5 protein-coding genes are annotated in these 12604 nt (G+C 60.6%); 1 reads left to right on the top strand and 4 read right to left on the bottom strand.

The window, feature by feature from the left end; genetic code table 11:
* Positions 1–95: 95 nt before the first annotated feature.
* Positions 96–2987: a TonB-dependent receptor plug domain-containing protein gene (locus tag BW989_RS02825; RefSeq protein WP_076585093.1), complete on the top strand. Its 2892-nt coding sequence runs from the start codon at positions 96–98 to the stop codon at positions 2985–2987.
* Between the two features lie 47 nt (positions 2988–3034).
* On the opposite strand, the gene BW989_RS02820 is transcribed toward BW989_RS02825, so the two are convergent.
* From BW989_RS02820 to recC, 4 genes are read right to left on the bottom strand one after another with little or no spacing between them, the layout of a single operon-like run.
* Complete coding sequence (locus BW989_RS02820; protein ID WP_076585091.1) at positions 3035–3691, bottom strand: DUF938 domain-containing protein; 657 nt, start codon at positions 3689–3691, stop codon at positions 3035–3037.
* Positions 3688–5448 carry an exodeoxyribonuclease V subunit alpha gene (gene recD, locus BW989_RS02815; RefSeq protein WP_076585089.1) on the bottom strand — a complete coding sequence of 587 codons (1761 nt, stop codon included), beginning with the start codon at positions 5446–5448 and terminating at the stop codon, positions 3688–3690. Before recD ends, BW989_RS02820 begins: the two co-directional genes overlap by 4 nt.
* Positions 5445–9011: a UvrD-helicase domain-containing protein gene (locus BW989_RS02810; protein WP_076585087.1), complete on the bottom strand. Its 3567-nt coding sequence runs from the start codon at positions 9009–9011 to the stop codon at positions 5445–5447. The genes recD and BW989_RS02810 overlap by 4 nt, the downstream gene beginning before the upstream one ends.
* Complete coding sequence (recC, locus tag BW989_RS02805) at positions 9008–12571, bottom strand: exodeoxyribonuclease V subunit gamma (protein ID WP_076585085.1); 3564 nt, start codon at positions 12569–12571, stop codon at positions 9008–9010. The genes BW989_RS02810 and recC overlap by 4 nt, the downstream gene beginning before the upstream one ends.
* Between the last annotated feature and the right edge of the window lie 33 nt (positions 12572–12604).

The following is a 12604-nucleotide window of genomic DNA, read 5'->3' as shown; positions in this document are numbered from 1 at the left end:
CCGGGAACTGCATCAGGGGGCGGTCAACGGCAGGCGATCAGGCGAAAAGGCCTGCGGTCCTTCCGTTCATTCGCTTTCCCAAGGGGAGTTACTTGATGCAAACCCGTCCGACACCCAAGCTCCGCCATCTTTGCGTCGCGCTGTTGGCCGCCATGGCCATGCCTGCCGTGGCACAAGATGCCGCGACCACCAGCAACCCGACACAAAAAACACTGGATCAGGTGACGGTGACCGGTTCGCGCATCAAACGTGCCGAGGCCGAGGAATCGTTGCCGATCACCTCTTTCAGCAAAGAGGAGATCGACCAGCAGGGCATCACCTCTGCTGAGCAATTGCTGAGCTACCTCAACATCGCGGGCAACGGCTCCGACAATCTGTCGAGCAATGCGGGCATCGTCCACGAAGACCAGCGCGGCAACAACGGTGTATCCGGTGCGAACCTGCGCGGCCAAGGCGCCGACGCCACGCTCGTGCTGTTGAATGGTCGCCGCGTCGCCACCCATGGCCTGAAAGGCCGCGCGGTGGACTTGAATGCAATTCCGTTCGCGGCCATCGATCGCGTCGAAATCCTGCGTGATGGCGCATCAGCCATCTATGGCACGGATGCGATCGGCGGCGTGATCAACTTCATCACCAAACGCGATTACCAAGGCGCGCAGGTCTCGGCTTTCGCCGATGTCACCGAAGCTGGCGGCGGCAACATCTATCGCACCAGCCTGCTGTTCGGCCATGGCGACCTCGACAAAGACCGCTGGAATGCCTTCGGTACGATCAGCGCTAAGCGCAACAACATCCTGCGGGGTGACCAGCGCGACTTCTCCAACACCTTCCAGCCTGCTCGCGGCCTGTCTCCCGACACGCGCGGCACCCCGTTCGGTACGGTCTTCAGCCTGGGCAGCACGGGCGTGGGCTCCACCAGCATGCTACGCAATGGTGTACTGGATCCGGCCGGCGGCACGACACGCTATACCGCCGTCAACATCTACAACATCCCGGGCGGAGCGGGCTGCGAAAATGCCGGCCCGAACATGGGCGCATATGACTACCGCCTCTGGAACTCGCCAGCCTCGCGCTTTGCCTGCGCATGGGATTATCCGGCTGCTGCGGTGATCATCCAGCCACAAGACAGTCTCGACTTCATCGGTCGTGCGACCTTCAAGATCAGCGAAAACCATGAGGCCTATGTCGAGTTGACCGGCTCGCGCGTCGAAGTCGCCAAGACTTTCGAGCCGAACCAGATCTCGTCCAGCACTAGCGCTGCTGCCACGTCGCTAGGCCCAACGACGTGGTATCCGCTCAATGCCACCACCCGTGCAACGTATGACAAGGTTTACAACGCCTTGTCAGGGTATTTTGGTGCAGGGCAATTGAACTACGGCGCACCCATTGCCTACCGTTGGCGTTGCATGGCCTGTGGCCCGCGTGAAATCAAGACCACCACGGATTCCTATCGTTTCGTCGCCGGTTTGGGCGGACTGATCTTCAACGATTGGTCGTATGACATGGGCCTGTCGCGCGCATCGAGCGAATCCGAATCCGTGCTTGGCACCGGCTTCCATTACACCGATGCCTTAAAGCAGGCGCTCGGTAGCGGCTTGATCAATCCATTCCTTGAGCCGGGTCAAAGTCAGAGCCCGGAGGCGATGGCTGCACTGCAAGCCGCTTCGGCACAAGGCGTCACTTTGTATGGTGGCGAGTCGATCGTGACCTCCTTCGATGCATCGATCACGGGTGACCTGGGCTGGAACCTGCCAGGCGGTGCTGTCGCGATGGCCACTGGTATCGACATCCGGCGCGAGGAATTCCAGTTCAACGGCGACAACCGTGCAGACAAACGCACCGTGTTCAATGCACCGTTCGATGATGCGAATGCTCTCGACAATGTCAGCCGCGATATCCGCGCGGTCTATGCCGAGTTCTATCTGCCCCTGCATCGCACCTTCGACATCACGCTGGCGGGGCGTTACGACGATTACAGCGGCTTCGGCAGCACCACCAATCCAAAGGTGTCGTTCAAGTGGCGTCCGATCGACTCGTTGCTGTTCCGTGGCGCGTACAGCACGGGCTTCAAGGTGCCTTCGTTCAACCAGCTCTACAACGGCGTGTCCGAAGTCCAGTACACGGGCCTGGATCTTGCCGATCCTGAAACCTGCCCGAGCGGCCGCGCCAATCAGACCGTGCCGGGTTGCGAGACAATTCGCCCGGTCGAACTATTCGGTGGCAAGGAAACGCTGGAGCCGGAAGAGTCCACTCAGAAGAGCTTCGGCTTGGTGTTCTCACCCAACGAGTGGTTCAACATCGCGCTGGACTGGTGGCAGATCGAGCGCACCAACACCATTCGTTCGGCCCCGCGTGACGTGCTGATCCAGTACTACGATCTGTTCCGTGATAATTGGATCCGTGATGCCAGCGGCGAAATCATCCAGATTGATCGTCGTTTCATCAACTCTGGCGGCAGCTTGATGAGCGGCGTGGAAGTCGACATCAACTTCAACGGCGAGTTGGCGGGCGGCAAGTGGAACTTGGGCCTCAACGGCAGCTGGATCGAAAACTTCCAGACCAAGGCGCTCGAATCACTGCCCTACGGCAACAACCTGGTCGGCAGCTACGTTCGTTACTACAATTTGCCGATCCGCTGGAAGCACACGCTCAATTTTGGTTGGAACCGTGGCAATTGGACGCACAACCTGAGCCAGCTGTACCGCGATGGTTACTACGACGAGTATCCGGTGAGCGTAGCCAACGGCACGTATGTGCCAGCCGATTGGCAGCAAAAAGTCGACAGCTATACGACGTATAACTACAGCGTGAGTTGGACCGGCATCCCGAAATTGAAGCTGGGCTTCGGCATCAAGAACCTGTTCGATGAAGACCCGCCGTTCACCGCACACCAGAACGACTTCGCGTCTGGTGCCGCGTGGGAGCCACGCATCGCGGATCCACGTGGCCGCGCCTACACCTTACTGTTGGAGTACAACTTCTACTGAGTCACGGCCTGGCTGCTTGACGAAAAGCCCCGCTTCGGCGGGGTTTTTCATGGCGCTCGACGCCACACCAGCATCCGGTTATTGGCCGGCATGGCCAGGTCGTCGATCAATTCAAAGCCTTGTGCATACGCCAAGGCACCAACGGCTTCTGCATCACGGATACCTGATCGTGGGTCGCGCGCCTTGAGCCATGCGTCGAAATGGCGATTGCTTTCGCTGGTAAATTCGCCATCCCGATTGAACGGGCCATAGACGATGAGTGCGCTCGGGCCGCTGCGCAACATCGTTGGCAAGGCGGCAAACAAGGCTTCGACCTCAGGCCATCCCATGATGTGGAGCGTGTTGGCAGTAAACGCGGCATCGAAGCCTGTTCCGGATTCGCTTTCTTCCAGCAATTTCCGGAAAGTGGATACATTCGTGCTCACCAAACCAGAAACGGCATCATCCACTTGCACCCACAACGGCAAGGGCTTGCGAAGGTTGGACAATCCAGCCTCATCCACCCACTGCATGATCCCATCGAGATGCTGCAGTTGATCAGTGGGCTGCCACACCAGGTGCGGCAAGCCTGCAGAGAAATGCACCGCGTGCTGACCCGTGCCGCTACCAATCTCAAGCACACGAGTCGAAACTCGCAAATGCTTTTGCAACACATCAAGAATCGGTGCCTTGTTGCGCTCATTGGCTTCGGAAAACGGTTTCATGGCGAAATCGCTGTGCGAATGCGCCGCGACAACCCACTGCTACGCCGTGCTGGATGATCGATGGCATGGCGCACGGCCGCGTCACTTCCCCATAAATGTAGCGCCCTGCGTGCACGCGAAATCGCAGTGTAAAACCATTGCCGCGACAGCAAGGGATGTTCTGCCTGGGGTGGCAACAGCACGGCGACTTCGTCGTATTCTGAGCCCTGGGCTTTGTGCACGGTCATCGCGAAGGCAGGCTCGTGCGGCGGCAGCGATCCGACATCGAATGAGCGGGGCTTCACATCGCCACCTTGGAACCAGGCACGCAAGCGACCCTCTGTGTCTAACAGGCATAGGCCGATGTCGCCGTTGAACAAGCCACTGGCAGCATCATTGCGGGTAATGAGGATGCGGCGGCCGGGATACCAACGCGCCCCCGGGCTCGTCCCACTCTCGCTTTGCAACGCGGGCGACAGACGGGTTTCGATGGCAGCATTGAGCCCTGCTGCACCGAAAGGCCCCTCGCGCAGCGCGCAAAGCAATTGTCGCTGCCCCGCCGCCGCCAGCAACTGGGGGATGTGATCGGACTCCGCTTCATTCACCGGCTTATCGATGCGGTGCGCACGGTAATCGAGGAGGATCGCATCGCTCCATGCATCCAGTTGTGCGGTGAGTTCAGACACCGTGCCTACGGGTCGATGCAGGGCCTGCGCACTCGCCGAGTTCAAGCCTGCATTAAATGCAGTGGCATCGCCAATGCGCACGGCCTCGTTCAAGGGACGCAATGCCGCATCGGCGCGGTAGGCATGTCGCAGGCGCTGCAGATGCTGGCCTGCTTCACCATCCAATGCAACGACGATGTCTTGCAGCACGGAGCCCGTACCAACCGAGTCCAGCTGATCCGCATCCCCTACCAATACCAGGCGCGTCTGCGGCCGCAGCGCAGAGAGCAAGGCCCGCAGCAAGGCAAGATCAAGCATCGAGGCTTCATCGACCACGACGATATCTGCATCCAGCGGGTTCTCGCTGTCACGCGAAAACCCCCCACGCGTGCCACGACTACCCAACAACCGATGCAGGGTGCCGGTCGCTCCAGATTGCACGTGGAGCAACGCGTCCTGCCAATCGGTGGGGAAATCTTCTGGCGTGGCGTTACGCAGAGACTCACCCAGTCGCTGAGCTGCCTTGCCGGTAGGCGCTGCCAACAAGATGCGCGGCCATTCGTCGTGATGTGAGCGGTGGTTGCGAGAGGCCGCCATCAACAAGCGTAGGACGGTTGTGGTCTTGCCGGTACCTGGCCCACCAGTCAACACGAAGAGGCGACGGTCCAGGGCTTTGCGAACCGCCTCAACCTGGCCTGCTTGCGCATTGCCGCCCGCCTCATCGAACAGACCATGCAAATCGAGTGTCTCGTCTTCGACATCGAAAGACCGAAGGCGTTGATGCAGCATCGTGGCGACTGCGACTTCGTTGAGGAAATTGCGGCGTAAGTAGAACAGGTCGCCATCGACAACAAACGGCTGACTATTCGAAGCTGCATTCCCTACCCACTCGGAATCGGTGAGCACACCGCGCAACACATCTTCATCGATACGCAGTGCGCTATCCCCGCGCCCATCGGCGAGACTGGCTTGCGCTGCCAACCTGGCCAAACCCGGGCTGCCGCCGTGCGCAATGACCCAACGCGCGACTGCACGATCTACCGTGCGGAGATCGTCTTGGGCACCCCAGGTCTCATTCGGTTTGAAGTCGAAGCGTTGTCCAGCCTGGATCATGCAACGACCTCCACCTTCACCCCTGGCAAGGCTTTGTCCACGTCATCCAGCAAACCATCTGCAAAACGATGTCGCCAGATGCCTGTGCTGGGTGCTAGACCCGCTGCGCGCACGAACAGATACCAGGCATCGCCCAAGTGCCGCGCACGGTCGTAAGCAGGCAAACGCAAGCGCAAATGACGTTCAAGCGCGATGGTGTAGAGCAGCGCCTGAAACGGGTAATTTGCGTGCTGCATTGCACGCTGCAGGGAGGTGCCCTGGTAATCCTGGATGCGCGTCCCGAGGAAATTTCCCTTGTAATCCAGCACATGGATGCGGCCGTCATGTCGGAAAAGCAGATCGATCTTGCCGGTCATGAGGCCAACCAGATGACGTGCGCCCCGTGGCACCAACGTCGGCTCGCCATGCGCATCGCATGCTTGCCGCAAGGCCTGCAATGACGTCTCATCCAGGGAAAAATGGAAACCCATCTCCGCGCGCAAATCGTTCGCCGGCAATGAACCCAACGTAGGCATGTCATCAGCCAACGGCGTGGCGAGCGTGGCATCAATGCGCTCGGCCACGCGCTTGGCCAATGATTGCCCGGCGATGTCGCTATTCCACAGCCCTTGTTCTCGCAACGACTTGCGCAACAACGCGGGCTGCTCCCGCACGGGCAGGCCGATGTCACGATGTTCGTAGATTGCGTGAATCGCATTGCCGATGCCGGTGCCGCGCACATCCTGCAAGGCCAGCAACGCAGGATGCTCACCCACCTCATGAAGCTGATCGGATGCAACATCGACCCACTCCTCCGCCATCTCGTCGGACGCTGCAGGAGCCTGACTGCCATCACTTGCATGCAAGCCGCGCGTCAGCGTGCTGAAGCTGTGGCGCGATGGCAATGGTGCTGAACGTGCAGGCGGCATATCGCGAGCCTTTCCACGCACGTCATTTTCAACGGCGGCCGCGTAGTGCACGCTCCCCTCGCTGCGCCAACCTTGTTGCCAACCGATACGTGGCGTCGCATCAATCAGTCCTAGGCTCATCACATCGTGCGGCATGCGTGCCAAGAGGATGTCGAGCGCAGTGCCGCGGGTATCGCCGTAGGCCTTGCTACGGGATGGCGGAAGCGCATACACATGGCAGGCGTGGATAGCACGAGTCAGCGCGACATAGAAAACGCGGAAACGTTCATCCTGCATTTCTCGGGCAGCCTGCTGCTTGGCCGCATCGTCGGTGCGCAGTTGGCGCATGCCCGTGATCGGATCGTTCAATACGACGAATTCGTTCTCACGCCGCTCGCCATGTGCCCACATCAAGGGCAGAAACACGACCGGGAACTCCAGACCCTTGCTTGCGTGGAGTGTCATCAATTGAACGCGTGCGGCTTCGGACTCGATGCGCAGCTGGCGCGATTCGCTGGCACTTTCTTCACCATCGGTTTCGCCGGCACGCTGCGCGGCCAACCATCCAAGCAGGGCCTGCGGACCCAGGCCTTCGTCCGCCTGCGACTGCAGCTCTTCGCCGAGGTGACGGACGTCGGTGAGCACGCGTTCGCCCTCTGTCCTTGACAACCAGTGCGGGCCGAGCTGCTCGACCACCGCATCTACTACGGCTTGCACGCCGCGCGACTGCCAAGCCGACTGCCAACGATGGAATTGGCCGCTGATCGCCTGCATGGCCGAAGGATCGGCATCCATCGCACGGATTTGTGCAAGAGGCATACCCCATAGCGGCGACGCCAATGCCGCCCTGATGAATGATGCGCGGCCTGGGTTTGCCACGCCATGCAGGATCAATTGCAGATCACGTGCGGTCTCGCCCATGAAGACACTGGACTTGGATCGTGATACGCAGGGCACGCCGCGCAACTCAAGCAAACGACGCATGCGCTGGATCTGTCCATGCGTGGGTAACAGGACCGCGATGTCTGCGGGTGTGAGTGGTTTGTTGCCGATCAGGACATCACCAGATCCAAGCATCTGCGCAATGTCATTCGCACAAGCAACCAATGCCGCTTCGATGCGGGGCTCTTGCAATTCCGGTGCATCCTCCTGGTAATGGATGACCAGAGGTTGCGATGACACTTCGCCCTTTATCCGCAGCGGCTCGGCGTCGCGTCGGCCACTGGCCGCTACCGCGTGATATTCGATGCCGGACGATGCGCCACCGCCTGCATCCAGTGACGGACCGCTGGCGGCGAAAAACTGGTTGACCGCATCGACCAAGCCACGCGAAGAACGCTGATTGGTATCGAGTCGAAGATGTCCATTTGCGTCGGCGCTATGGGCCGCACGCTGATAACTGTGGATATCGCCGCCACGGAAGCGATAAATCGCCTGCTTGGGGTCGCCGATCATCACCAAACGGCCACGCGGCTGTCCTTCGACATCACGATAGATGGCATCCAGAATGCCGTACTGCACGCCATCTGTATCCTGGAACTCATCCACCAGTGCGACAGGCCAAGCCGCGCACAGTGCATCGGCGAGTGGACGCGTGGCGTCACCTTGTTCTGCCAGCAATGCCGATTGCACGCTCGAGAGCAAGTCATCAAAGCTGCGCTGGTCATGGCGTTCAGCCTGCCGCGATTTTTGCAACAGCCCCCATGCGCGAATGCGATGCCAAAGTTGTTGCAAATCACTTGACTGCAACGACGCGACAAATTCAGCGACCAATGGCGATACAGCTGCAGCTCGTGCAAGCCCCTCATCATTTGCCGCACCTTTCAGCACGCCTTTCAGGCCTTCTTGCAGAGGCAGCGCTTTCAGCAGCTTCTCATCGATAGGCGCGCCGCCACGCGTCTCGATGAAGTTCGCTGCAGCGATCCAGGCTTGTGGCTGCAGGCTATTGGCTTTGAATAGCCCCGCTCGCGTACCTGCGCGCAAGGCCTCGACCACCTCCACGCCGGGCCAATCAGGCGCATTGATCAAGGGCACGTCGGTGCCAGGTGCAAGCAGGCGTCCCATCTGGCGTGCGTCCGGCGACCTGGTCAAATGCACACGCAATGCCTGAGGTAGCCAGACATCCAGTTCATCGGCATCACTTTGGGTCAAAGTGCGGCGCAGATCAGCGGCGATTTCGGCCATCCAGGCCGCGCCATCGACCAACTCGCCTTGCACGAATCGCCCACCTGCGGCGAAAGGGTGCTCGGCCAGGATGCGTGCACACAGTCCGTGCAACGTGGAGATCGGTGCGCGATCCAGTTCAGCCAATGCAAGCCGCAATCGCTGCAAGTCACGCTCGCGTTGCTCGGCATCATTACGCCAGCGCTGATGCAGCCAAAGAATGTCCGTGGATGCCGTGGCGTCGTACGGCAAGGTTGCATCAAAACTCAAGGCTTCGTCTTCTGCCCAACGCAAACGGTCACGCAGACGTTCGCGCAATTCGCTGGCTGCTGCATCGGTAAATGTAGTAACGACGATTTGCCGCGGCCCCAAGGCTTGCTCGAGCAGCAGGCGCAGATAGAGCACCGCGATGGTCCAGGTCTTGCCGGTCCCGGCGCTCGCCTCGATCAGGGTTCGACCTCCCTGATCCAGATTGAGGCCTCGCCAGTCGTTGGGGGGCGTGGTGGCGTTCATTGCCCTGCCCCGAAGCCGACGTGCAATGTCGCGGCAAGGTCTCGTGCAAATTCTTGCAGTTCACCAAGCGCGGGTGAGCCGATGGCGAACGCATCATCGCCCGCCAACATCGCCGCATAGCCAGGCGCGAAGTCTCGCTCGCCCGTTTTGTAATCACTCGATGCCCATGTCTTGCGCACTACTGAGGCGACATCCAAATCACTTTCTTGCACGGCCTGCCATGCAGCCCAGCTGGTGCGCGGAAAATAGCGCAGCGGATGTCGATCTGCCGACCGCCACCATGTGACCAGCCTCGCCAAACGCTGCTCCAGTTCAGTGCGTGACAAATCGCCATCACGGAATGCGGCATCTGCCAACTCCAGTCCCGCGGCCCAGGCATCAGGCGTCTGCGTGCTGAAGGTACACCGCAAAGGCAAATCGACGGGCAATGTCAAACGCGCGGCCAACCAATCGATGAAAGCCGGCACGCGCTTGCCGAAATCGAGTTCAACATCCTGCCACTTGTCCTTTTTAGCGTCGTATCGCGGCAATGCGATATTGAGCAATTGCAGCCCACCCCTTGGGGACGGGAAGAGATTGTCGATGCGGCCCAATAATCGTTCGGCGCCTGTCCCGGGCGGCAAAGATAATTCGATCTCAAGTGATTCTCGCTCGGCCGATGCAGCATCGACAGCCCCTTGTTCGCGCAAGGCGTTGGCGACAACACGGGTGAGCTCGCGTTCATGCTGCCATGCATCTCGGCCCGGCTGGCCCGCCGGCAGACGGCCATCCAGACGCAACCAATCGGGAGCTTGCTCGGGCCACCAGTCAGCATCCCCCAACGCGCCTTCAAACAGCAGTCGTCGTGCGACGCTGTCGAAGCGTGAGAGGCGCGCATCGAGCGGCTCTTCGGCTGAAAGCTGCGTGTCTTCCAGTGCATCAAGACTGATATCCATTCGACGTCGCAGCAAATCTTTCGCCGGGTCGCGCCAATACGATTTAAAGACATCGAGCAACACGGTATCCGTGGTGTGCGATTCGAGCTGGGATTCAACCCTTGTCGCTTCGACGATACGGGGTGCATGCGCCGTTGCACGCATCCCAGCATGGCGCGCAGCATAGGAGAACAAGCGCGGATCACTGTCCTTGCCATCATCAAAATAGCGCGCATCGAAAGGCTGCAGTGGATGCTTGACCCGCCACGGCACGGCCTTTTTCATGTCTTCGCTGGCTGCCGCATCTGCACGTGACAGCACTGCCGCAAGCTCTGCCAAGGGCGAGGCGGGATTGCGCGCCTGGCCGTCACGCACACCTTCACCGATGTAGCTCAGGTGCAAGCGATCACGCGCGGACATTACGGTTTCCAGGAAGAGATAACGGTCATCGAAACGCTGGTCACGGTCACCCAATCGGCGCAGCTTGGCCATCAGGTCAAGGCCGCCGTGATCGGCATTACGCGGAAACACGCCATCGTCCAGACCGAGCACGGCGATGAAACGGAACGGGATCGCACGTTGCGGGACCATCCCACTGAAAGTTGCACCGCCAAGCAGAAACGGCTGACGTTCCGGTACGGCGGCCAAAGCATCACGCAGGCGTTCGACAACGACAACGAAGTGCAGCTCTGGGTCCACGCCCGCCCCCGCAGTTTCATCCGCCAGACTGGCGATCAAACGCTGCAACGCATCCCAGGCTTCGCGCGCGTCATGGTCACTGCGGTCGATGCGCAGGACCCTTTCGGAAATTTCACGGAAGAATTGCGCCCATTGGCTCGCAGGCATGACGACATCGGCATGCGAAGTCAGGCGCTGCACTTGTTGCAACAAGGCATCAAGTGCACCCACGGCATCGGCGTGATCGCCCAGGATGTTGGACAGCGGCAGCAACTCGGTGTCATCGGGCAGGCGCAGCGCGACATCCGCCTCAGCAGCGGTATCGCTCATCAGATAGCCGGCCAGCATGCGGTCGAGCGCCCAGGCAAAGCCGTTCTCGGCGATGGCGGGCACACCAAAACCGGCTCGATGCGTGGGGTCCAGCGACCATGCAACGCGTGACTCTTCCAGCAGCGTGTTCAAGGCTTCAAGGCCACCGGCATCCAGACCGAATCGTCTCGCCACCTCCGGCATCGACATGAGATCGAGGATGTCGTCAACGCCAACGCGTGAAGCCGGCAACGCCAGCCAACGCTCGAAGGCAGCGAACAAGGGATGCGCACGGCTCATCGGCACATCGGCCAAGTGGTAAGGCAGTGGCTCGCGCGCATCGCCGGGCGTACCGAACAAGGCGGGAATCAAGGGCAGATAGCGGCGAATGTCAGGCGCCATCACCAGCATCTCGCCGGGAGTAATGCCGCGCTCGTTCGCGTCAAGCATCGCGTCACGCAGGATTTCCAACTCGCGCTGCGGCGTGTGGGCGATGTGCACGCGCAGAGAGGCATCGCGCATTTCGGCGGCGACATCAGCAGATGGGGTGATCAGCCCCTCATCCACTTGGCGAATGCTTTGCTGGATGCGCTGCAAGCGGTTGGTCGGCGATGCGTCATCAGTATCGCGCCAATGACGGATGTCCTCGCGCACGTCGCCATCGGCCAATGCTGCAAAGAAATGCTGGCCCAGCCGCCCCCAACGTGCGAGCAATTCATGCCCTTGCGAGCGCCACCAATCACCACCATCAGCCTCATCGATTAGCACTTCTTCCTGTGTGCGCCAGCTGGCAGCATCGCCCTCACCCAACACGCCCCAATAATCACGGCACGGGTCCGGCAAATACAGCGCAACGAGGGCCTGTTTGGCATACGCGCGCAACATCGCCAACTCGGCAGGCGCGAGGTGACTGGCACCAAACACATGCAAGGCAGGCAAAGACGCAGCACCCTGACTCGATGCATTCAACGTGCCGATCAAGTCAGCGACCACTTGCGAGCGATAAGTACCGATGTCAGCTACGGCCTGCCGCCACAGGGGCGCAAGCAACTGCGCTTCGGTCGCGATCAACTGCGGGTCTCGGGTGTTGCGCGTGGCGAAATGAGTGATGCCGCTGGCCCAGGCATCCAGCCAGTCCGCGCGATAGACGAGGTATTGCGAATACAGCCGCGCGAGACGATCCGCCAATTGGAAGCGGCGACGCGAACGCTCGGCCGCGGAGAGCGAAGGGTCAAGGAAGCGGCGGATACGCGGATCATCAAGGCCCGGCACCGATGCGACATCCCCCAACCACTCATGCAGGTTCCAGCGCAGGTGTGCGCGCTGCCAGCGCGGCAGTGACACTGCCTGTGCGCCAAGACGCGATTGAGCCAGGCGATCGATCCAGGTGCTGGGCAGGACTACGTCGAGATTGGCGACGATACCGGCCTCGCCCATGCGCCGGGCCAAGGCACCCGTCAGCCATTGCTTCATGCCCGGGTGGGCGGCGATGACGGTTTGCGGTGTGAGCGGGTCTTCAGGCCATGTCGCGGCCAGAAGATCGCGGAAGGGATCGAGCAGCGCCTCCAGCCGCGAGGCGCGATAGATCACCAGCCCGGTCGTCTCGCGCTCGGCTTTGATCTGCGGCAGCGCGTGGTGGGACTGGGCGACATCGATCATGCGTACATGATGCCGCAGCGCGGTCTCGCCCAG

Origin of the sequence: Solilutibacter tolerans (assembly GCF_900155935.1) — a bacterium.
Lineage (GTDB): Bacteria > Pseudomonadota > Gammaproteobacteria > Xanthomonadales > Xanthomonadaceae > Solilutibacter > Solilutibacter tolerans.
Note: the sequence above shows the minus strand (reverse complement) of the source record. Positions and strands in the feature narration are given on the sequence as shown.

What these genes read in the sequence shown, in the direction of transcription:
- BW989_RS02825 (WP_076585093.1), top strand. Translation starts at nt 96, where the DNA reads ATGCAAACCCGTCCGACACCCAAGCTCCGCCATCTTTGCGTCGCGCTG.
- BW989_RS02820 (WP_076585091.1), bottom strand. Translation starts at nt 3,691, where the DNA reads ATGAAACCGTTTTCCGAAGCCAATGAGCGCAACAAGGCACCGATTCTT.
- recD (WP_076585089.1), bottom strand. Translation starts at nt 5,448, where the DNA reads ATGATCCAGGCTGGACAACGCTTCGACTTCAAACCGAATGAGACCTGG.
- BW989_RS02810 (WP_076585087.1), bottom strand. Translation starts at nt 9,011, where the DNA reads ATGAACGCCACCACGCCCCCCAACGACTGGCGAGGCCTCAATCTGGAT.
- recC (WP_076585085.1), bottom strand. Translation starts at nt 12,571, where the DNA reads ATGATCGATGTCGCCCAGTCCCACCACGCGCTGCCGCAGATCAAAGCC.